Here is a 24,256-nt window from a genome sequence, read left to right as displayed (position 1 = left end):
ACAGTCAAAAGTGAACCTACTGAGCCTGTTATTTCGGGAATCTCTATGAAATCGATCTCTCTTGTACTGTGGCAGGTTTTCTGTCTGACTGCTGTCTGCGTATTGTTACCCACTTCTGCTGAGACAGCGGAACTGGTCGGTTACCTTCCCCGTCAGACAAAGACAATTCAACTCACCGATCCCGATGCCTGTCAGCAACTGCTGGTGACTCTGACTGAAGACCAGACAGGGAGTCAGCGTGATGTGACTCGGGAAGTTAAGTATGAACCGCTGCCTGCAGGAATTGTCAAAGTAAGTTCCACGGGTTTTGTGACACCATTGTCCAACGGCAATGCCACGATCATGGCCCGCTTGAACGAGAAACTGACTGTAAAATTTCCTGTGGTAGTTACATCCTTTGAAAAGCAGCGGCCTGTCAATTTTTATAACGACGTGGTTCCTCAACTGACACGGGGTGGCTGTAACAGCGGTGCCTGTCATGGTACGCCTTCCGGAAAGAATAATTTTCATCTCTCCCTGCTCGGTTTTGAACCAGCCAACGATTTCGAATACCTCACGAAAGAATCACTGGGACGCCGTGTTTCTCCCGCAGCACCGGAAACAAGTTTGCTGCTCCGTAAAGCGACGGGGGAGATTCCCCATGGGGGTGGCAACCGGTTTGAAAAAGGGGGCGCAGAATATCAACTCATTAAGCGCTGGATTCAGGAAGGGATGCACTATGATCCTGAGACAGGTCCGACTGTCCAACGCATTGAAATTTATCCCCAGGATCGTGTACTCCCTTTACATGCGACTCAGCAGTTGACGGTCACCGCCTACTTCTCCGATGGAACGACCCAGGATATCACTCGTGTCGCAGAGTACAAACCCAACCAGCCGAAGATGTCTGAAGTGGATGAACATGGACTGGTAACAATCAAAGACATGACAGGTACCACATCGGTCATGGTGCGTTTCCAGGAACATGTTGCCGTCTTCATGGCAACGATTCCTTTAGGACAGCCGACCCCCGACCTGCCTGATCCGACGAACTTTATTGACAAGCATATTTTCGCCAAATTGAAAGTGTTGGGACTGCCCCCTTCGGATCATTGTGATGACTCCACATTTCTGCGACGCGTCACCCTCGATATGACGGGTAGAATTCCGACGCTGGTACAGACCCGCGAGTTTCTAACAGACAATCGTCCTGACAAACGTGCTCGAAAAATTGACGAGCTGCTGGACAGTCCCGGATATGCTGATCTGTTCGCCGCCAAGTGGGCAGGAATTCTACGTAATAAAGCGGGAGGAAATCTGGAACAGGTTGCGCGGGAAACATTCGCTTTTCACTCCTGGATTCGCACCAGTCTCTCTGCCAACAAGCCCTACAATCAGTTTGTCACCGAGTTGGTAACGGCACGTGGTAAGTCGGGCTCTAATCCTGCTGTTTCCTGGTACCGGGCTGTAAAAGACTCCAAAGACCAGATGTCTGACATTGCCCAGGTATTTCTGGGAGTGCGAATTCAATGTGCCCAGTGCCATCATCATCCTTATGAAAAATGGAGCCAGGATGATTTCTACGGTTTCCAGGCTTTCTTTACTACGATCGGTCGTAAAGAAGTTTACAAGCTGCCTGAAGAAGATACAGTCTATCATAAACGCATGGTTGCTGTCGCGAAAAACCCGAACACCGACCGCGAGCTGAAACCAACCCCACTTGATGGAGAGGCGTTAGACATTCCCGCTCGTCGTGATCCACGTATTGATCTGGCAGATTGGATATCCTCACCCGATAATCCTTTCTTCGCAAAGATGCTGGTGAACCGCTACTGGAAACATTTCTTCGGTCGTGGACTGGTCGAACCGGAAGACGATATTCGGATTACCAACCCCGCGACTCATCCAGAATTGCTGGACGAACTGGCAGAGTCATTTGTGAAATCGGACTATGACCTGAAGCAGTTGTGCCGCGTGATCTGTAACAGTCGCACGTATCAGTTCAGTTCGTTTCCTAACAAATACAATCAGGATGATGACCAGAACTATGCCCGCTACTACCCAAGGCGTCTCTCTGCAGAAATCATGCTCGACGCCATGAATGATGCCGCCGGCGCAAAGAATAACTTCAATCATCAACCCGTGGGTGTTCGTGCGGTAGCGTTACCTGATGACTCAGCCAATGTAGAATCGTTTTTCCTGCGTGTCTTTGGTCGCCCGCAGATGGATACTGCCTGTGAATGTGAACGAACGGCCAACGCGGATCTGGCACAAAGCCTGCATCTGATTAATTCGGACACGATGCAGAGTATCCTGTCTGCTTCTGATGGCAGAGCGGTACAACTGGCACGCGACAAATCCAAGGATGATCGCTCACACATTACAGAACTCTATCTACTGACCATGTCGAGACAGCCCACACAGGAAGAACTCGACACGGCTCTGGCACACCTGGCCAAGAAACGTCAACAGTCTGCAGCCGATCCCAAAAAACTATCTGAGGAACAGGCTGTGAAAGAAGCTTATGAAGACATCATCTGGGTGGTTATCAACACCAAAGAATTTTTGTTTAACCATTAAACGACAGTGAATGAATTAAAATGAAGTCGATCAATCGTTTAAATAGTCTCGTTTATTTACTATCACTGCTGTCGTTCCTGACATCGCAGCAGATGGTTTCCGCACAACTGCCAACCGCTGACCTCAGACAGATCAGACCGTTCTCAGCGGCGGCAGGAAACACTATCAAGCTGTCAATTACCGGATCCAACCTGGATAATGCCAGCGAACTTCGTTTTTCGCATCCGGGGATTATAGCCAAGCCGGTAATACTGCCTGCAGATGACATTTACCCGGAACCACGAATCCAAGGCTCCCAATTCGAAGTCGTCGTTTCAAAGGAGGTCCCTCCCGGCATCTATGAAGTCCGTGCCGTTTCCTATTTTGGACTTTCCACGGCCCGCCCGTTTGTAGTGGCTCCTGCAGACAATCGAGAAGTCGATGAAAAGGGAAACCATGCCAGCAGGGAGACTGCGATGGCTGTCGAAGTGAACTCAACTATCACAGGCAGCGTTCCTTCGCGAGGCATTGACTGGTACCGGTTTCAGGCCAAAGGGGGACAACGGGTGCTCGTCGAACTGATTGCGGAACGAGTTGATTCCCGCCTGGACGGCCAGATCGTTGTCTACGATTCCGAAGGACGGGAAATCACCCGCAATCGTGACTGGTATGGACGCGATCCTTTTCTCGAACTCCAATCTGAACAGGATCAGGAATATTTTCTGGCGATTTCCGACATTCTGTACCGAGGCGGTTCAGAACACTTTTATCGTCTGAATATTTCTGATGGCCCCCACATCGATTTTGTCTTTCCCCCTGCAGGTGAACCTGGCTCTCGAAATGTCTATACCGTTTATGGACGTAATTTACCAGGGGGCAGTCTGGGAAATTCTGTCTCATTAAATGGACGGAAGCTGGAATCTATCGAAGTCGAAATCCAGTTACCCGATGTGGCTACCCCGCCTGACAGTTTCCAGCCCTGGAAGCCTCGACAGGGACTTCTGAATGGACATGAATTCCGGCTGGGCAATTCGAGTACAGTCAGTATTGGATTTGCCACCGCTCCGGTTACTTTAGAATCTGCAGGAAAAGAAATTCAATCCGTATCGATACCTGTCGAAATTGCCGGGCAGTTTAATGAACCCAATGAAGAGGATGTGTACCAGTTCCAGGCCACCAAAGGGAAAACCTATTGTATTGAAATTATTGCGGACCGGATGAAATCGGAAGTGGATCCCTACCTCGAAGTTTTTCAGATCACGAAAACAAAAGAGGGAAAAGTCTCACGGAAAAAAGTCGCTGAAAACGATGACCTGCCTTCGTTTTTCAGTACCGACAATAAAGATGCGATCAATTTTGACACCGTGGATGCAGCGGCTTCATTTACGGCAGATGCGGATGGAAAATATGAAGTGGTCGTTTTGAATCAGTTTGGAGGTAGCAGCCCGGCCCATGTTTACAGGCTGGCGATCAGAGAACCCACGCCTGATTTTCAGTTGCTCGCTTCGACGGAGAGAACTTTGCCGACAAGCCGAACCGGCTACTCTGTCACCCCACTACTCAGACGGGGAGCAAACTGGGGTGTGCGCATTGTTGCACCGCGACAGGATGGATTTACCGGTGATATCACCGTGACGGCAGAAGGATTACCACAAGGCGTGACAGCAAAGCCGCTGGTGCTAAGCGGAAAAACGGATCGTGGCGTGCTGGTACTCTCCGCTGATCCCACAGCAAATCGCTGGGCAGGTGAAATTAAAATTGTGGGTAAAGCGCAGATCAAGAATCAACAGGAAGTCCGGGAAGCAAAGTTCGCCTCTCTTATCTGGGGCCATATTTTCTCAGATGCGATACGAGTACGCTCCCGTCTGACAACGCGCATTCCACTGGCTGTCAATGAGGATGAAAAGGCTCCCGTGGTAATAACCCCGTCTGAGGATAAAATCTGGACCGTGGAATTGAATCAGAAACTGGAAATCCCGATTCAATTATCCGGCAAGGGTACGCGTAAAGGAAACCTGACGATAGAGCCGAATGAGCTGTTCGGTCTGTTACGCAGCCCTCCCACAGTGAATATCGCTGAGAATGAAACAGAGGGAACACTGGTTATAAATTTTAAACCCAACGGAAATTTTAAAATCGAACCAGGCCAGTACCAGTTTGCCTTAATGGGGGTAGGCGTTACCCAATATCGGCATAATGTTCCTGCCAGCGATGCAGCTGCTGCTGAAGTGAAGCGTCTTGAAAACCTCATAACAACGATTAAATCAGATATAGAACTTACTAAAGAGACGGCTGAGAAATCCAAATCTGCCCTGGAACAGGTCAAGCAGAGTACCGATCGATTAAAACGAGCGGAAACCGCCCTGACACAAGCGACTGCCAAGGCAAATTCAACACAAAATAAAGCGACCGCGACAGATAATAAATTTGCCGCCTGGTCCAAACTGATCACAGTCCACGTGACCAAGCCTGTTGAGAAAAAATAGTCTTCCGATTTAATTCTGCGTGACTTCCGCTTCGCCAGCAGCACGACGGAATTTCCACAATGCAGCCCGGTAATTATCGATATCTGAAATCGGAATTCTTTTCAGTGCCAATTCAAAATCGTTTCTGAGCACACCACTTCGATACTCTTTTCGAAACTGCGACAAATTGTCTTCAACGAACTCCCCCCGAAGGACACATGTTATTTTCATTCAATGATCAGATTCTAGACTGTGTCTAGTTTTACTGTAGCGTCTCCAGGGCCATTTGGAACGAGTATAATAGATTGAGAGACGCTATGGTTAAATGTGATGCGCTCTATTAGGCATGTTCGCTTCTCCCTGAATTGCATAGCCCCTTATTTTTCAGTAATTCTTCGTCTAAATATTTAACAGGCAGGACTAAAAGAGCATTTCTATCTTCGTTACCCGTTCCCCTGATTGCACAGGGGCAAACCAAGGTATATCCCAGATCTTACTGTGAAATTCGATAGTTTAGTCTCTTTTCAACGGAAGCCAGTAGACAGAATGTATTAGCATGCTGATAATATCTTTTACAGGCAGGAAGTTTAACCTGACAAATTACCTCACCCGCATCAGGAATTCACTTTGCGGATCAGGCTTTTCGATTGGTTATTTGAGTCAATCAGAAGTCTCATTCCTGATTAAAAGTTTGGATTCATAATTTTCGTGAATGTGAGAAGAGGATGGCTGAAGAATCAAAGCGTGAAGAGATAGTCCAAACTGGAAATTCAGCATTAGATACGATTCTTGAAGGTGGTTTGACATCCGGACGGGTCTATTTAGTTGAAGGCGACCCGGGGACGGGAAAAACGACACTTGCACTTCAGTTCCTTCTCGAAGGAGCCAGAAGAGGAGAAACCGGTTTATACGTGACGCTCTCTGAAACAAAAGAGGAGCTGGAAGCAGTAGCGGCTTCGCACGGCTGGAACATGAAAGATATTGACGTTTACGAACTGGTAGACTCAAGTGAACTGGTTGATTCCAATGCCTCGCAGTATTCCATGTTCGAACCTTCCGAAGTGGAATTAAGTAAAACGATCCGCGGGGTACTGGAACACGTCGAACAGAGTAAACCCACGCGGGTCGCCTTCGATTCGCTTTCGGAAATGCGACTGCTGGCACAGAGCCCTCTACGCTATCGACGCCAGATTCTGGCCCTTAAACACTTCTTCACTGGTCGCAACTGTACGGTGCTGATGCTCGACGACAATACAGCACAGGATGCGGATCAGCAATTACAAAGTATTGCCCACGGGGTCATACGGCTGGAACATATGATGGGTGATTACGGCGGAGAGCGTCGTCGTCTGAGAGTGATTAAACACAGAGGCCAGAAATTTCAGGGAGGCTTTCATGACTTTCAGTTGCTGACGGGAGGTTTGAATCTGTTTCCGCGCAAGGGGCAGGCACAACCGGTTGAAAACGCAAAATTTCCACTCATCCTGAGTGGAAACGAATCGCTAGACAATCTCGTAGGTGGAGGACTCTCTGCCGGAACGAGTACCCTGCTCCTGGGACCGGCAGGAGTTGGTAAATCATCCACTGCGATGCTGTATGCGATCTCCGCTGCGAGTCGTGGTGAAAAAGCTGTATTTTTTATCTTCGATGAAACTCGTGAAGTCCTCGTAGAGCGTGCAGCCAGTTTAAACATGCCACTCCAGGAACATCTGGATTCGGGGAATATCATCATTCACCAACTGGATCCCGGCGAATTACTGCCTGGTGAGTTTGCTTGCCAGATTCGCGACGCGATCCGGCCCAGTGATGACGGCAGACGAGTCTCCGTCGTGGTGATCGACAGTCTGAACGGGTACATGAATGCGATGCCTCATGAGCGTTTTCTGATCGTGCAGATGCATGAAATCCTCAAGACTTTGGCCAAGCAGAAAATACTGACATTCCTTGTGGTCGCGCAGCATGGAATGCTGGGGCATATGGCAACCCCCGTTGATGCCAGCTACCTGGCAGATGCGGTCATTCTGTTTCGTTATTTTGAAGCAGCGGGCGAGTTACGACAGGCGATTTCAGTTGTGAAGAAACGAACCGGATCCCATGAGCGCACCATACGCGAGTTTCAAATGAAGGATGGAGTCATCCGCGTTGGTTCGCCATTAGACGAGTTTCAGGGAATCCTCAGTGGAACGCCTGCATTTACAGGAAAAATTTCGAAACTACTAGGTAAAGAGCATGAATAAGGAAGCAGTGACAGAGGATTCCGACAGTCTCTGTGTGCTGATTCTGGCTCCTACCCCGAAAGATAATGAGTTTTGCGTCAGGGTCCTGGAAGACGCCAGAATCAAAACTCGAGTTTGTGCCAACTTGCAGGATCTCTGCAATCAGGTGAGTCAGGGCAATGCCGCCGTCGCGTTGATTGCAGAAGAATACCTGAAAACAGATCAAAATGGTCTGATATCTGAATTACTGTCAAACCAACCGGCATGGTCTGACCTGCCCATCGTGGTTTTACTGGTCGCCGGAGAGCATGCCTCACCTTCACTGAATCAGCTACAGGAACTGGGGAATATTACACTGATTCGGCGACCGGTTCGAATCGCGGTTTTTATCAATACAATTCGGGCCAATCTGCGCGATCGGCAACGCCAATACAGTGTGCGGAACCTGCTGAAAGAACGGAACGAGGTCAATCAGAACCTGGAAATTCAGCAAAGACGCTTTTCACTGGCTTTAAAAGCAGGAGGCATGGCAGCCTGGGAACTGCAACATGGCAACCTGTATTGGTCAGACGGGATTCAAGATCTGCTTGGTTTCCCCCCTGGAGAATCTGTCACGCTGGAGAAATTTTATTCCGCAATCCACCCGGAGGATTTACCGAAGCTTCAGGAGGTCTGGAATAATTCTGTCAGTAAAAAACAGTCTTTTGAAGAGGAGTTTCGCATCCTGCACTCTGGTAAAGAGCAGAGATGGATGGAGTTGATGGGCGAATCTGTTGAATGGGAAATGGGGAACCCGGAACATTTCGCCGGTCTGTTCTGGGATATTTCAGCCGAAAAAGTTCAGGAAAAACGCGAACTTCGCGCTGCTGAAATCGAACGATTTCTGAGTGAGGCTACCATGACACTCGCCGCTTCACTCGATTTTGAAACCACGCTGGAAAGTGTCGCATCGTTGTGTGTACCCACCCTGGGAGACTGGGCTATCCTGGAGCTGATTGGCGATAATCATTCAGTCCGGCGGATGAAAATTGCTCATGCGAATACAGCAAACTCTCATCTTGTTGAACAGCTGATGCAAACGGATTCGTCTCCTTCCCTCAAGGAGCAGCATTCCAATTGTCATCTGTTCGGGAATGAAACTATTTTCGTTGAGAACCTCACAGAGGAGTTACTTCAGGAAATCGTTCAAACTCCGGAACAACTGCCTGCGCTGCGGGAATTAGGCGCGCAATCATTGATCGTGGTGCCGTTAGGAATCCGTAATCAGCAGTTTGGTGTTTTAACCCTGATTCAAACCGATGCGGCACATCGACATAAAATCAGTGACTTCAAAACAGCCGAAGAATTGGCACGTCGGGCATCCATCGCGATTGACAACGCCCGGTTGTATAAAATTGGACAACAGGCAAGTGCTGCCAAAAGTGAATTTGTTGCCAACATGAGCCATGAAATACGCACTCCCATGACAGCAGTTCTAGGCTATGCCGATTTACTTGCCGGTTCAGAAAATGATCCGGAAAAGCTGAAACATCTGCGTATGATTCAGAAAAACGGAAGTTTCCTGCTGGATATCATCAATGATATTCTGGACCTTTCTAAAATCGAAGCGGGGAAGATGGAATGCGTCACGGAGAGATTTGCTGCGGATGAGCTCGTTGCAGACGTGTATTCGATGATGCAGGTTCGCGCCGTGGAAAAGAAGCTCGATTTTAGTGTTGAATATGCAACAACCATCCCCAATCTGATAGAAAGCGACCCGAAGCGTCTGAGGCAGATCCTCGTGAACCTGATTGGCAATGCGATCAAATTTACCACCGACGGTTCCATCCGACTTGTCATTTCATATGATGCCTCAGGTGAGACACCTGTCATTCAGTTCGAAGTCATCGATACCGGGATAGGAATTACTGAAGCACAGCTTTCCCAGCTATTTCAGAATTTCTCTCAAGGCGATACTTCTGTCACCCGTGCTTTTGGGGGAACTGGACTGGGACTGGCCATCAGTTCGCGGCTGGCCCGCATGCTGGGGGGAAGTATTGAGGTTACCAGTCATCCCGGTTCAGGCACCACATTTACCTGTAAAATCAGCGCCGGTTTAGTTGATTCTGCTTCGTTAATTCATCCTCAGAAAAAATACAAATCTTCGACAGACGTGCCAGATCCACAGGAATTTCCACCCTCATTATCCTGCAATGTACTGGTCGTCGATGACCGACGGGATATCCGGTACCTTGTCAAACAATTTCTGATCAAATCGGGAGCAGAAGTGGAGTCGGTTAATGATGGCCTCGAAGCGATCGAACGGGTAGAACGCGGACAGAATTCGTTTGACATGATACTGCTGGATATGCAAATGCCACGACTGGACGGATACCAGACTGCAGAACGGCTTCGCAGTCTCGGTTTTAAACGACCGATCATCGCTCTCACGGCTGACGCAATGCATGGCGATATGAACCGGTGTCTTGCGAGTGGCTGTGATGCCTTTCTCAGCAAGCCAATCAACATGAAAGAACTGATTGAAATTGTAGCACGGTATACACAGTAAACAGTAGCCCTGACTGTCATCAGACGGAAGTCAGGATCAGGGATATAATCCGCGTGCCAGTTTTGCCTGGGCGACGCGTTCGACCCCCTCAATCATGGCAGCGGTTCGCATATCAAACTGATTCTTCTGCGCGCGATTTAAAGTCCGTTGAAACGCATCTTTGAGAATCCGTTGCAGGCGTTCATTCACTTCTTCCAGACTCCACATATAGTTCTGCGTATCCTGTACCCACTCAAAGTAAGATACAGTCACACCACCGGCGTTTGCCAGAATGTCCGGCAGGATAAACACCCCTTTTTCATTCAGCACTTCATCTGCTTCCAGAGTCGTCGGGCCGTTGGCGCCTTCTGCCAGCAATTTGCATTGAATACGGTCGGCATTCTCTGCAGTAATCTGATTCTGCAGCGCCGCCGGTACCAGAATATCACACTTGAGTTCCAGCAGTTCCTCATTACTGATGTGATCTCCTTCAGGATAACCTTCCAGAAACCGGTGCTCTGAGACATACTCGAGCAATGAAGGCATTGATAATCCATGACGATTAAAAATGCCGGTCGTGGCATCACTGACACCAATAATTTTCACTCCCAGTTCGCTCAGGAACAGGGCGGCATGACTGCCGACATTTCCGAATCCCTGTACCACGGCCGTGCATTCACTCAGGTTCATTTTCAGGTGCTTTGACGCTTCCTGAATCAGATAAACGACACCGCGTCCGGTGGCTTCATTTCTTCCCCGGGCTCCGCCCAGTACAACTGGTTTCCCGGTAACAACTGCTGGAACTGTGTAACCCTTTTCCTGGCTGTAGGTATCCATAATCCAGGCCATGACTCGTTCATTGGTTCCCATATCGGGGGCCGGTATATCTTTATCAGGACCGATAATCGGGCTGATTTCTGTTGCGAAGCGCCGCGTCAACCGCTGCAGTTCATGGCTGGTCAAGCCGGTCGGATCAATACGAACTCCGCCCTTCGCTCCTCCGAACGGGAGATGCACCAGCGCACATTTCCAGCTCATCCACATGGCCAGCGCAGAGACTTCCCCCAGGCTGACATCCTGGTGGTAACGGATCCCCCCTTTCGTTGGTCCCATCGTCAGAATGTGCTGGACTCGATAACCAAAAACCGTCTCTACCTCTGTGTAATGATCCCGCCGAAAAGGTAACGTGACCACCAGCGTTCGCTGGGGAAATAAAAGCCGCTGCCTGATATTATCATCCAGCCCCATGAACTGCGCTGCTTTCAGAAACTGTCGCTGGGCCAGACGAAACATGGGAGAATCCCATTCTGCGTCGCGTACTCTGGTCCGTTCAATCGCATACCGCATGGACCGGATCAGCGAAGTTCTGCTGAGTTGCGTTTTTACCAGGTAATCCTGGGCTCCGGCTTCAACCGCCTTGGCTGCCAGCTTGATATCATCCAGACTGGTTACAATCACAATCGGAATCGCGGGGGCAAATGAACGAACCCTGATAAAAGTATCCAGGTCTTCACTGTCGGGAAGAGTCAGATCGAGAAGCACTACATCCACCGAAGCCGCATCCAACTGATTCAATCCCGCCTGCAACGTTCCGGCATACTGGAGTTGAAACACAGGGGTTTTTGATTCTGCCAGTAAGGTTTTCACCAGGCCGACATGGATCGGATTGTCTTCAACCAGCAGTACTTTTACTGTATTCCCAGATGCAGTATTCATCGTTTATTCCTTTTCAGATGTAGTGGACTCAATGTGATCGGCAACCGCGGGGAGCAGTCGGTCGAATTCCCGGTCCAGATTCTCTAATGCCTTTCTGGCTTCGCTCAGTTTTTTCTCTTTGCCCAGAATTTCCAGCTTCAGCGCCGCTTCGGCAGCAGGATGTGCTTCAAACAAGGCAGCCGAACTTTTCAATGTATGGGCGGCGCGTCTGAGTGACTGCGCATCATTATCTTTTAGGGCTTCTTTGATCTCTGACAATAAGCGAGGTGCTTCGGTCAGAAAGATCTGCCCGAGTTCATTAAGTGCTTCAGCCGGAATTTCAGACCGTTCCATCGCCTGCTTCCAGTCAAGGATACGCTTTGCGCCAACTGCGTGGTGCTGCTCGACTTCTCCGACTGCTGCTTTGCTGTTTGAATCATTAACGGACTCACTCTTGTCTTTCGATTCCGGAATTGTAATTTCTTTAGTGAGCGCATCTGCTGAACTTAGATGCAGACAGTCTTCTATCGTCGAAAACAGTTCTCTGACACGAACCGGTTTAGATACGTAACCATCCATACCTGCCTCCAGGCAGCGTTCGCGATCCCCCTTCATGGCATGCGCGGTCATTGCGATGATGGGAACGTGCTCGCCTGTTTCCTGTTCGTATTCCCGAATCAGCCGCGTGGCTTCCAGGCCATCCATTTCGGGCATCTGCACATCCATGAGAATCAGATCAAAGTTATGGGTCTTCCTTTCTTCAACAGCATCCCTGCCATTCCGAACGACTGAGATATCATGACCATGGGGTTCCAGCAGAGCGAGTGCCAGTTTCTGATTCACCAGACTGTCTTCCACCAGTAAGACCTTGAGCGGGCCGATCCGCCGTGCCAGATCTTCAGTCGCTGACCGGACGGGGCGTTGTGAGGCACCATTCATACCCAGTGTTTCGGCAATCGAATTGAACAATTCAGATTGTTTCAAAGGTTTAATCAGATGGGCGGCGATCCCCAGATCTTTGCAGCGGGATATTTCCCCCTGACGATCACTGGAAGTAATCATCATGATAACCGCACTACCGAGTGTAGAATCCTGCTTGATGGCTTTCGCGACAGAAAAACCATCCATGACTGGCATATTCGCATCTACGAGTACAAGGTCAAAAGGTTGCCCCGCCTGCTCACTGGCATGCATCACATCCAGAGTGTCACTGCCGCGATTGATGGATTGAGTCTGCATGTTCCAGCTTCCCAGCATTTCTTCAAGAATCTGACAATTCGTATGATTGTCATCAACAATCAGAACCCGTAATCCATCAAGCTCCACTTTCAGCAGGGGCTCGCTCGCGGGTAATTCTTCCTCTGTTATTCCAAAACGGGCCGTAAAATGAAATTCACTCCCCTTGCCGACTTCGCTGTTCACCCAGATTTTTCCGCCCATCATTTCTATCAGACGCGAGGCAATTGCCAGCCCCAGCCCCGTACCACTGAAGCGGCGGGCCATCGACTCATCGACCTGTTCAAAAGCCTGGAAGATCTGTTGCTGTTTGTCCTCGGGGATGCCAATTCCCGTGTCGCGGACTACAAAATGCAGTTGCAGTTCATTCTTTGACTGGAAATCGTAGTTCACATCCAGAACAATTTCGCCTTCTTCAGTGAATTTAATGGCATTCCCGACCAGGTTGACAATGATCTGCCGCAAGCGGAAACGGTCACCCACGATTAAATCCGGGACATCTGCGTCCAGGTGAAATGCCAGTTCCAGATGCTTGTGATGAGCGCGGACTGCGAGAGACTTCATGGTATCACCCAGGTTCTCCCGCAGATGGAACGGCGTTTTCTCGAGATCAAATCGACCCGCTTCAATTTTAGAGAAATCAAGAATATCATTGATCACCGAAAGTAACGATTCCCCCGACTCATGAACCATCGTCAGATATTCGCGTTGTGTAGAATTCAGACTCGTATCGAGCAACAGTTCTGTCATCCCAATAACCGCATTCATGGGAGTACGAATTTCGTGACTCATGGTTGCCAGAAATGCGCTCTTCGCACGACTGGCAGCTTCGGCAGCTTCTTTCGCCTGTCGTAATTCTTCATCTGCCTGCTTTTCTTCAGTAATATCATGAATAAACGCCGCGAACAGAAATCCGTGTCCCTGCGGCACTGGTGTAATAGTCAGCTCAACAGGAAATTCGTGTCCATCCCGATGCAAGGCGGAAAGTTCCAGCCGCTTGTTCAGAAACGGCCCTTCACCTGACCGGAGATAATGTTCTAAACCATGAGTATGCTGGTGCCAGTACCTTTCGGGCATAATCGTCTCTTCCAGAGAGCGGCCAATGGCCTCTGTCGAAGACCAGCCAAAAGTCATCTCTGCCTGTTCATTCCATTCACAGATGATGCTTTTCTCATTGATCCCCACATAGGCTTCATGGGTGGTTGCCAGGATGGCACGATTCTTCTTATCTCTTGATTCCAGTTCTTCCTGGTTAGCCCGGGACTCGGTAATGTCCCGCATCACAATCACACCACCCCGTAATTCACCGCGATCATTTCGGAGTGGCCGGGCTGTCACGCTGATCCAGGTCCCCTCCGGTATATCAGGATTCTCAAGATACAACACGACTTCATCCAGCGATTCTCCACGCATCGCACGGGCCAGGGGCAGATCTCTGGAAGGACACATGGTTATCCCATCTGCCAGGTAACATCCATAAATCTGTGACCACTTATCCGGATCCACATTCTGGGGGCCGATCCCTACAATCTGCTCGGCAGCCGGATTCCAGAATACCGATTTCCCATCCTGGTCCGCAACGATCACACCGTCGCCCATACTATCCAGAATGGATTGTAGAATCCGAGACTGTCGCCTGAGCTGTTTCTGTGACGTTTTTAACTCAGCAGTCCGTTGTTCAATTCTGTCCTCCAGCTCTTCACGTGATGCCGACAGTTCCTCTGCCATATGATTAAACGCAGCCCCCAGCATCCCAACTTCATCTGATGAAGTAATGGGTACCCGGACATCCAGATTACCTCCCGCAATTTTTGCGGCTGAAGTTGCAAGTCCCAGAACGGGCCGGGTAAAGCGTCGCGCCACGAGAAACGAAACGGCCATACCAAATATAACCAGCCCCAACTGCATCAGCAGCAGCAATTTGCGCAAATAAGTCACCGGAGCATAGGCTTCCGCCAGGCTGATTTTGGTAACCATTCCCCAAGGCGCTTTCAGATCCGGTTGATAATCCACAGGGCGATAAGAGACCAGAACCCGATCGCCGCTGTAATCCATCACCTCTGATCCACTTTCGTCCTGTAGTGCTTTCGCCATCGCCGGTACATCAGAGATTGGAACAGACCATTCATCACTGTCGCGAGGCTGAAACAAATAGCGAACATGATCGCCCTGCTGAGTTGCAACCAGTAAATCACCCGTCTTCTGCAAGCCAACACGATTCGTTAATATTTCTTTGAGTGGGGTCACATCCAGCCAGACCATGAGGACCCCCAGCAGGTTTCCTGCTTTATTATTCATCGGTGCGACCAGGTAAGTCAGGTAGCGTCCATTGACTTCCTGTGGCAGATCCAGACGCGGATGCTCTTTCCCTTCTAAAAAACCTGGATCTCCGGCGTAGGTTTTACTCAAATACTCCTCATTGGTTGCAGTAATGACAGTTCCATGCGGGTTAACAATCCACAGATCTCGGAAACCCGATGTGCTTCCAAATTTTGTGTCTTCCAGAATTCGCTGCGATTGCTCACGAAACGAATTCAGATCAATCTCTCCCTCATTGAATTCCTCGATTAATTCATGCAGACTGGTACGATTCGTCACCAGGGCAGCGCGTTCCAACTGCTGCTTCACATATTCTTCGAACAAAGCGGCCCGATCTGTGACAACCAGTTGCAGGCGGAGATGAATATTGTCATGAATAATATCGCGCGCGACAACATAGGCCAGATGTCCAAGGATCCCTCCGCTTAATACCACGACGGCTGCGACGAACAGAGTATTTTTCAGCAACAAAGATCGCCAGAATGAAGGCGGCTCATTTGTGAAAGTATGTTGTTTTGTTGCAGGAGCAACCTGTTGTCGATCAGTGGAAGCGCACATGGAGCTGATCCTTCCTGACACATAACGATACCAGCGTCTGGCCGGGAAGCTGTCATCCAGTCCCGCTCCAGGCGAGGCAATTTCTTTGCAATCGTCGGACGACTGCAATCTGCAATTTATTGCATCGTATGCGTTTAGGTATATTCTATGCAGAAACCAGTGCTTTGGAAATGGGTTGTTTAAAACTTCGAAAGGATCTCCCGAACTTTCGAATCGATTTCCTCATTTTTTGAGGAAAACCCGGCATTTCAGGATTCGAAGCAGTTTAATTCGGCTTCAGGCTGGTATCAGTATTTAAGCCAGAACACCACGATACCACTTCCATAAAAACAGACAAAAACAAGCAGTTTTAAGACCACTGAAAGACAAATTCCCCTGACTGTTTCTTTAGAAAGCTGTGCTTCCACCAGTCCCAGTGGTAGTGCCCCGATGGGACCTGCAAGGAATGCCCATTCGAAAACAAGACTCAACCTTCGACATAAAAGAAAATACAAAGTCGAAATGCCGACATAAATGACCAAAGGCAAGTAGTCGCGCCAGATCGAGTTCTTTTTCAGACGCTGGAATTGAACGACGGCTAAAACAGGATCGAAGGCGATAAACAGACAGAGAGGCCAGGTAAACACAAACTCGTGGGTCCAGGCACTGATCCAGGTGGTTCCCAGCGCACCACCTGTGAAGGCGAGCATTCGATAGCAGACCGTCCAGGTCATCAGACGACGTTCCATCCGCACCAGACTCGCAGGAAGCAACGCGACCAAGAGGCTGGCCAGCAGCAATCCTGTCGACCAATAAAACCAGTTCCAGAGCCAGGCTGGGGAAGGCAGGTCAAAAGCATACTCCGGTTCGACAGAAAGGATCTGCCCCGCCCAGTCCACATATTGCTCCTGAGGAATCTCATCAACACGTAATGTCTGTTGTTGAGCCGGCAGGTACCCAGGCTCCCCGACATAGACACAGGCGGCCCTCGACTGATTGCGAATATAAACACAACCACGATGCAAAATCGGAGGCGTCCACGTCAATTCACCGGTCAGCACAGAACAGCGCGCCAGGATTTCACATTCCTCTGGATTGACTCTTAATAAAATCAGTTCACCACGCTCGTTGAGCAAAATCAGTTTGCCGTCGGCAACGATGATCCCGGCCTGACCAATCTCGTCCGCAGTATCATTGGTGGAGCGCTCCGGTCTGCCGGACCCCTGTTCCCATAATTCGTTTCCCGTCAGAAAGTCAATACAGCGAAATTTTCCCCTTGAAGGACGTTGCGTTTTTGACTGCTGATCGAAAATATCAAATCCATAGACCTGATCGCCGGCCAGCACACTGGAAAGTACATCATTCGATAAGGTCCTCGACCGCCAGATATTTTTAAGGGTTGTCCCTTTTTCAAACTCTGCGGGGATTTCGAACAATTGCGAGCCGGTCCTGAAGGGAGCGGCAATCCATAAATAAGGCTCCCGATAGAGTGGCCAAGACGAATGCTCGTCATAGCCGTCTGAGAGTTCATGCTCCAGGAGTAATGCACCGGTCTTCAAATCGTGAAGTACCAGTGCATTTTCCAGATAACCGACAATCAATTTACGCCCATTCCGCACAATGGGCATCGCTGGCGTGTAGCTGGCTGGTTGACTCCCCGACTGCCAGGCTGTTTTTCCATCCTTCAGATGCAAGGCAACCAGACTGGCATTCGGCCCCCCAACAGGCATGATGACCAGTTGATCGACGACCGTAGGCGAACAGGCGTAACCAAAGCCGGTTCCCCCATCCCCTTTGAATTCTGTGACCAGATTATGCGACCAGATTAATTTTCCATTGTCAGCATTCAGGCAACCAACCAGCCCGCTGGGACCGGCAAACAACAGACGTCCCTCAGCCAGTGTTGGTGTGGCACGTGGTCCCGGGTAAACCCCCGCCAGTTCATAAGGCCAGTCATACCAATGCTTCCAGATTTCTGTTCCCGAACGGGCATCCAGACAATAGACATACTGCCCCTGCAGGTTCTGTCCCTGGGTATAGACCCGATCTCCTTCGGCGGCAAAAGCAGAGTACCCCTGCCCCAACTCTTTTACCCAGAGAACCGGAGGTCCTGCAGCAGGCCAGGTATCAGCTAAATGAATTTCAGGGGAATGTGCATCAAAATGACTGCCTCGGACAGCAGGCCACCCGAGGTCTTTGACACCTGCCGGTAGAAAAGGATTCGAAACTTTAGTCTGTGCATGTAAATGCCCAGGAATCGCCAACAGCAAGAAAAACAACAGCAGACTTATTGTTTGATGGAGCTGGAAGGTGAATCGCCGCGCAGGGGGTGAGAACGCATTTGTCACTGGCTGCTCATTCAAAATGAAAACGAAGCAGAAGGGAAAAACAGAAAATTCAGGAATCAACCGCCGAAATTTTAGAGAGTGCGTCGAGTGCTTGAATAGGGACAGTCATGGATGAATCCAATGATTTCATTGCCTGAATCACGGGAGTCAGTATGTCTCGCAAATCCTCGTTATCGGAAGCCAGATGATGCAATACAAAACAGGCACCATCTCTGAACTCCGCGGGATCTTTGATCAATGCATGCAGAATCTCTGGCACAGCCTTTTCGTCTAATGCAATCAATGCATCACCGGCCACCCATTTCACACTGGTGTCATCTGTCAATGCTTCTACTAAAGCAGGTACTGCAGCCGGGTCGCAGATGGCTTCAAGCGATTTGGCTGCTTCCCAGCGGCGCATTTCCGAAGCATCTCCCAATGCTTCCGCTAACGCGGGGACCGCTGGTTTCCCGAGTTTTGTCAAACTCTTTCGAGCGGCCTGGCGCAACTCGCTGTCTGTGCTGTCAAGCTGACTGATCCATTCTGAAATCCGGGGGTCGCCGGATCCTGCCTGATTAAGCGCATCGCTCATTCCCATCTCTCCTTTTGCGAGGTCAGTCTTTCAATATACCCTACTGAATCAGCATTAATTATATCATTTTTCAGATCAAAACACACTATAATCTTTGCAGTGTTGCATTCGAAAACCGATCTGTCAGATTTCATTCCAGTCAGGCAGTTCACTAAGATTGCTGTATCCCATTTGAGGTATTACAATCATGTCTCGGTTTCTTAATATGGATAATTTTCCGACGATCACTTAATCCGGTAAGCCGAATGCAGCATCAATTCAACAGATTTCTGGCTTTCCCGCTCCTGCTTGTTGCGGTCAGTCTTCCACTGCGCTGGGGGCACAGCCATGAAGGTATGTACGGACAACATCTGTCTCAACACTTAAAGCTGTTCCACTCTCCTCTTCAAAATCAGACACTTCCCTCAGGCTGGCATTCACACGCTCTCTTCCCCGGTATGGTCCTGAAAGAACATGACCATTTATTCGTTCTCAACGAATTGTATGAAAACGATTTTTATTCACATGTTGTGAACGAGCATACTGACCTTGAGACGTTTGATCCGGGAATGCATGAATTTTTGCTCTTCAACCTGCTTGAGCATCATCATCCCGAAATCCGAGCATACGCTGATCGAAGCACGCAGATTTTTCTGTGCCTTCAGATTCTACTGATTTAACTCTGAGCCAGTCACAAGCTGATACTGAAACGCAACGAATATTCAAAATTTCTGATACTTAATCTTCCAAGGAACTTCCATTATGAACCAGTATATAAAAATGATCCTTTCCGCCTGTTTCACCCTGTTTGTCGGTATGATGCTGGCACTCAATTCGTCTTGCTTCGCACAGGCAGAATCAGCGAACGAAAAGAGGAAAGCTGGTGAACCGGTTGAGCCGGATATGCACGAGTTTATGGAATACGTTTTCCAACCGACTTACAAACGACTTAAACAGGCTATGGCTACTGAGCCTGCAGACAGAAAAGTTTGGAAAGCGATTAAAGCCGACTCCCTGATTCTTGCAGAAGGGGGCAATCTTTTACTTCTGCATGATCCCGGAAAAAACCGAAAGGAATGGGATGCTCACAGTATCGATGTCCGCAAAGAAGGTGGTCAGCTTTACAAAGCAGCGAAAGCAAAAGATTTTAAAACAGCTCAAATACACTATCAATCAATGCTGAAAAACTGCAATGCCTGTCATCAGCAGTTTGCAGACGGTAAGCATCAGCTGAAGCCCTGATCTCAAGACCGGTCTCAGAAATGTCATTACCGCCTGTCTGCCTTCAATGGGCAGCAGGCGGTGATTTCATTGCAGGACCTGTTTTATAAAGGCTTTTTCCTCCAGCCAACGTAGTTTATTCAGGCTTCTGCTTTAACACTTTTTCCGCGTGAGTTGCTTTACTGATGAGCTGCTTCAACTTTGATTGCGAGCATATCAGTTTTTTCGCCAGAATATCCTGCTCGGTGAATTTCGCCAGCAGTATTTCGCCATCCGTGGACCGATTGCGGTCATAGGAAATGTAGATCGATCCATCCGGTGCCTGAAAACCATCGGGGTAGGAAATGCCTTTTCGCTCATCAATCACCAGCCCCCCCTGCCAGGTCATACCATCATCGTCTGAGAGCCATGCACTTAACTGCACACGTCCCTGGTGGGCGTCAATCTGGTCTCCATGTTTCACTAGTAACAGACGCCCGGAAGCTAAACGTCGGATATGAAAACGCGCGTTGGGATGACGAATTTGCGGAGGCTGTGAAGGGGTCGCCCAGGTTCTTCCGCCATCTGTGGAAGTGGTCTGCATAATGCCTTTTGCAGTTCGGGCCAGCATCCATAGGGAACCATCTTTACGTTCGATTATCATATGTTCGTGCCAGTCGGGATTTGAAAATGTAGCAGCCCCGCGACGTTGCCAGGTGGCTCCCTGATCGGTCGAAACAAACACATTCGCACCTCGCTGGGGATCCAGTTCATGAAAACAGCCTTTAAACGGTCCAAAACCGCTGCGCTGATCTAACGAGATCGGCAGCATCCATTCGCCATTGGATAGAACCGTTGGTTTATTTAAAGTGACGCCATGCCAGATGCGACGTGGTTCAGACCATTGGGGATCAGTGGCATCGGGATTTTCACAAACCGTTGCCCAGACACCGGCCCGGCCATCAAACATATGCAGTGATTGATCAAAGATCAGCCAAAGCCGTCCGAGGGGATCGGTCCAGAGATTGCCAACCAGAATACTGCGATCAATGGGAAGTTCCGGCGAATGAGAGTCGAGGACCACACGGGGGCGCGACCAGTGTGCCCCGTCATCGTCACTGAAAGCGAGCACGAAAAATGCTTTTGGACTGTCGCCCCCCGCGACCCAACAGGCCCAGAGCCGTCCGCCACGCGTTCTTTCGATGCCAATCGTCATGCCATAATCGAGTTTGTCATAGTCATATTCAGGAAGAGGTGAAGTATTCACAACGGGCGGAACCAGCGCCAGATCGGCCAGCCGTTCCATATTTTTTATCTCTGCCTGTTTTTCTTTTTTTGACCTGGGAGTCGCTTCTGTCACGGCCACGCGTGTACCTGATCCCATAACGAGCAACACCAGTTTTTGAAACCGTAGATGATCCCCTTGCTTTACCTGTTTCTGCCAAATGGTCACACGATTAATCTCACCCGGGAAGAGCGGAAATTCCGGGAGATCCAATTTTTCAAATCCCTGTCGAATCAGATCGAGTTCCTGTGCAGCCGCTCCAGGTCGCCTGGCGGGAGTCAGGGCATACAGAGTTCCCGCTGCTTTGCAGACCGCTTCATACCCTTCAATGGTTGTTTTGAGAAAGTGTAATCCTTTCAATAATCCAGGAACTTCCTGGAGCGTGTATTGACGATCGGTAAACAGCTTTACGCCCGGCTGCATAATGGCGGGCTGATCGACCGGTTTAGGCTTTGGCTTTCTTTGCATGCCCGCTTGAGAAACAAACTCGCCGGTCTCTTCGAGTTTACCAAACATAATCCGCTCTTTGCGACTGGGAGAGGAATCTCCCTGTGTGACACAGAGCCAGATTGCTCCCTTATATTCTGCGAAAGCCGGGTATTGAAAAGACTGGGATGTTTCGAAGCGATACTTGCGCTGCCAGGTCTTCCCATCGCGGGATACATCGATGTTAAAGACACTGCGATTCACACCATCAATGCGGGTCACTTCCTGCCACCCCAGATAATACACTTCACCAAATTTGTCGAAGGTTGGTTTTGCATTCGTGCCATTGGGTACGGCAGCGATTGTTGCGCCCTCTGTCCAGTTTTGACCATCCTGACTGGTGGTGAAATAATAATTGCGATTGCCGCCATCATTGCGACAGATGGCCATCCAGGTCCCATCAGGCAAGCGGTTTACAGCTGATTCACTCAGTTGTACGGACTGGGGTTCGTTATAGTGCCCGAGTACTTCAATCGTATCATGCTGCTCATTGATGCGAGCGAGCGCGTTCTGTTTTCCTGCAAAATTATTGATGGCGATATAAGTCTGGTCTCCCCAGTTCTTGAAGGAATCAAACAGATAGAGTCCATAATCTTTAGCAGGTTTCCGAAATCCGCTGGCGGCGGCATCGGCATGAAAATACTGCGGCTGCATATCAAATCTACCAGCAGCGGTTTTCAGTTTGAGCTTATGTATTTTGTTTTCGAATGCACGCGTAGTAATATTGAAGTCGATATACCAGTTTTGCGCCTGACGTTTACCAGGTTGCTCACTGGCAAAAAAACAACGCAGAGTATTTTCGTCGTGCTGGAGAATCCGGGGCACAAAACAGGCACCGACGGGGAGTGTTTCATTTTCGTACTTCTGACCGCTACGTGCCAAGGGAATCACGGCTTCGACTTTTAACGTCTTGAGATTCACAATGGACAGAGCACAATAGATTTCGGGCCAGCCGGCGCTTTCCCCGGCACGGGTATCGTTGACCTCTGCTACGATAAAAGCCTGATTATCCACCAGAACCATTTCCGCGTCGTGTGCCCCTTTCACCTGTTTTCCTGTGACAGGGATCAATCGTTCCAGAACCTGATCGCCGGCGAGGGCCGCATCCCATCCGGCGGGAACCAGTGGCTCCTCGGCGGTCGCAAGTGCAACCATCAGAAAGAGGGAGAATGTTGCAATGAGCGCGTATTTCATATGAATTGTACTTTTCTATAGTTTTCAATGAATTGATCAAAGGTCTCTGTTATAACGTTATTTATTATGCGCAGTCGAGCAGCTTTCGAACAGTCCTACGCAGCGATAGAGCCATCTTTAGATAGACCTGCAAAGAAAAGTAAAATGTGATGAGCACAAATTCAAATCAAGAGTCACAGACGACCATGAAAGGAAATCTGCCACCGTGGACGACCGGAGATCTGCCCGCACCACCTCCCTTTACTCTTCGTAATTTATTTCGCACGATTGGCCCGGGAGCAATTTTACTGGCGGGTTCGATTGGGGGTGGTGAATGGCTGGTCGGGCCGACCATTGCGGTCAAATACGGATTAGATATTCTGTGGATTGCCACGGTCGCGGTTGTGCTGCAATTGCTGTTTAACCTGGAAGCGATCCGTTACACACTTTATACCGGCGAGCCGATTCTGGTGGGGATCATGCGATTACGGCCCGGTTCTCGCTTCTGGGCCAGCGGTTACATCTTCGCCACTATTGCCCAACTGGGGGTGCCCGCACTGGCGGCGGGTTGTGCTTCCGTACTCTTCGCCGCGTTTGCCGGTCATATTGCCGGAGAAGGAGATGCCACGTACCTCAGTTATTTAACTTATGTGGTGATTCTGGTAACGGTGGGAATTCTGCTTTCGGGCAAGACTATCGAACGCATGCTGGAAATTTTTTCCTGGGTGATGATCGCATTTATTTTTTCGTTTCTGATCATCGTAAATGTGCTCTTCGTGCCGCTGGAGCACTGGCTGAAAACGTTGAGCGGATTCTTTCAGTTTGGCCAACTCCCCGCGGATATTGACATCTTATTACTGGCTGCGTTTGCCGCGACCGCTGGTTCAGGAGGCATTGGCAACCTGGTGATCACCAACTGGTATCGCGATAAGGGTTTTGGCATGGGCAGCAGGGTTGGCTCGATTTCGAGTGCCTTCAGTCACAGTGAAGTACAGCTTTCTGCAACGGGTCAGGTTTTTCCGATCACAGAAGAGAATCTGAAACACTGGCGATCATGGTGGAAGTATGTGTCTGCAGATCAGATCTGGCTCTGGGGCATAGGCTGCCTGGTGGGCATGTTTTTGAATGTCAATCTGGCGACAGCCGTCATCCCGGAGCATACCAATATGGATCACATGGCAGCAGGTGCTTTTCAGGCCCGCTACATGGCAGAACATCTCTGGTCGGGATTCTGGTGGCTGGCTCTCTTGAATGGGTTCTGGGTGCTGATGTCGACCCACCTGAGTAATACCGATGTTTTGATTCGTACGGTGACCGATATTGTCTGGGTGGCCAGTCCGCAGGTGCGCGAACGACATAGAATGAGTATCAGCCGGCTGTACTACTTCTTTCTATTAATTGCCACGATCTGGGGACTGCTGGCAGTGAACTGGGGCCATGCGCTGTCCCTGTTCAAGATATTGGGTGCAGTCGCCGGTCCGGTACTGGCCATCGCAGCGGTACAGATCCTGATTGTGAACTCAACGCTGCTTCCCAAAGAACTGCGGCCTCACTTCTGGCGGCGCGGCGCTTTGATATTGTGTGCGCTCTGTTATGGATGTCTGTCACTGGCTCTGCTTTGGGACTTGTATTTATCGATGAGATGAGCCAGACTATACTGTACAAAGAGAGTGCTCATTGG

11 protein-coding genes are annotated in these 24,256 nt (G+C 49.6%); 6 read left to right on the top strand and 5 right to left on the bottom strand.

What is annotated here, in order from left to right; translation table 11 throughout:
• Positions 1-45: 45 nt before the first annotated feature.
• The 4 genes from ACN0YH_RS22710 (at position 46) to ACN0YH_RS22695 (ending at position 9,767) form a co-directional block, all read left to right on the top strand.
• A complete protein-coding gene (locus tag ACN0YH_RS22710; protein ID WP_417381883.1) occupies positions 46-2,559 on the top strand; it encodes a DUF1549 domain-containing protein in 2,514 nt (837 codons plus the stop codon).
• 20 nt (positions 2,560-2,579) lie between these two features.
• Entirely contained in the window at positions 2,580-5,024 is a 2,445-nt protein-coding gene (locus tag ACN0YH_RS22705; RefSeq protein WP_417381882.1) for a hypothetical protein, read from the top strand.
• A 704-nt stretch (positions 5,025-5,728) separates the two neighbouring features.
• Complete coding sequence (locus ACN0YH_RS22700; protein WP_417381881.1) at positions 5,729-7,240, top strand: ATPase domain-containing protein; 1,512 nt, start codon at positions 5,729-5,731, stop codon at positions 7,238-7,240.
• A complete protein-coding gene (locus tag ACN0YH_RS22695) occupies positions 7,233-9,767 on the top strand; it encodes an ATP-binding protein (protein ID WP_417381880.1) in 2,535 nt (844 codons plus the stop codon). The genes ACN0YH_RS22700 and ACN0YH_RS22695 overlap by 8 nt, the downstream gene beginning before the upstream one ends.
• Before the next feature lie 36 nt (positions 9,768-9,803).
• Here ACN0YH_RS22695 and ACN0YH_RS22690 read toward each other — a convergent pair whose 3' ends face one another.
• From ACN0YH_RS22690 to ACN0YH_RS22675, 4 genes are all read right to left on the bottom strand, one after another.
• On the bottom strand, positions 9,804-11,462 hold the full coding sequence (locus ACN0YH_RS22690; RefSeq protein ID WP_417381879.1) for a Glu/Leu/Phe/Val dehydrogenase dimerization domain-containing protein: 1,659 nt from the start codon (positions 11,460-11,462) through the stop codon (positions 9,804-9,806).
• 3 nt (positions 11,463-11,465) lie between these two features.
• On the bottom strand, positions 11,466-15,554 hold the full coding sequence (locus ACN0YH_RS22685; protein ID WP_417381878.1) for a response regulator: 4,089 nt from the start codon (positions 15,552-15,554) through the stop codon (positions 11,466-11,468).
• 287 nt (positions 15,555-15,841) lie between these two features.
• The gene (locus ACN0YH_RS22680) at positions 15,842-17,881 is read right to left on the bottom strand and encodes a PQQ-binding-like beta-propeller repeat protein (RefSeq protein ID WP_417381877.1); all 2,040 of its coding nucleotides are present in this window, start codon (positions 17,879-17,881) and stop codon (positions 15,842-15,844) included.
• 49 nt (positions 17,882-17,930) lie between these two features.
• Positions 17,931-18,452, bottom strand: coding sequence for a HEAT repeat domain-containing protein (locus ACN0YH_RS22675; protein ID WP_417381876.1), 522 nt, complete (start codon positions 18,450-18,452; stop codon positions 17,931-17,933).
• Between the two features lie 741 nt (positions 18,453-19,193).
• Between ACN0YH_RS22675 and ACN0YH_RS22670 the strand changes: the two genes are divergently transcribed.
• Complete coding sequence (locus ACN0YH_RS22670) at positions 19,194-19,673, top strand: hypothetical protein (protein WP_417381875.1); 480 nt, start codon at positions 19,194-19,196, stop codon at positions 19,671-19,673.
• Positions 19,674-19,788: 115 nt separating this feature from the next.
• Here ACN0YH_RS22670 and ACN0YH_RS22665 read toward each other — a convergent pair whose 3' ends face one another.
• Entirely contained in the window at positions 19,789-22,596 is a 2,808-nt protein-coding gene (locus ACN0YH_RS22665) for a sialidase family protein (RefSeq protein WP_417381874.1), read from the bottom strand.
• Between the two features lie 149 nt (positions 22,597-22,745).
• Here ACN0YH_RS22665 and ACN0YH_RS22660 point away from each other — a divergent pair, with 149 nt between their 5' ends.
• On the top strand, positions 22,746-24,221 hold the full coding sequence (locus tag ACN0YH_RS22660; protein ID WP_417381873.1) for an Nramp family divalent metal transporter: 1,476 nt from the start codon (positions 22,746-22,748) through the stop codon (positions 24,219-24,221).
• Positions 24,222-24,256: the final 35 nt, after the last annotated feature.

The organism is Gimesia sp., from assembly GCF_048262075.1.
Lineage (GTDB): Bacteria > Planctomycetota > Planctomycetia > Planctomycetales > Planctomycetaceae > Gimesia.
This window is presented reverse-complemented; position numbering and strand designations above follow the sequence as displayed.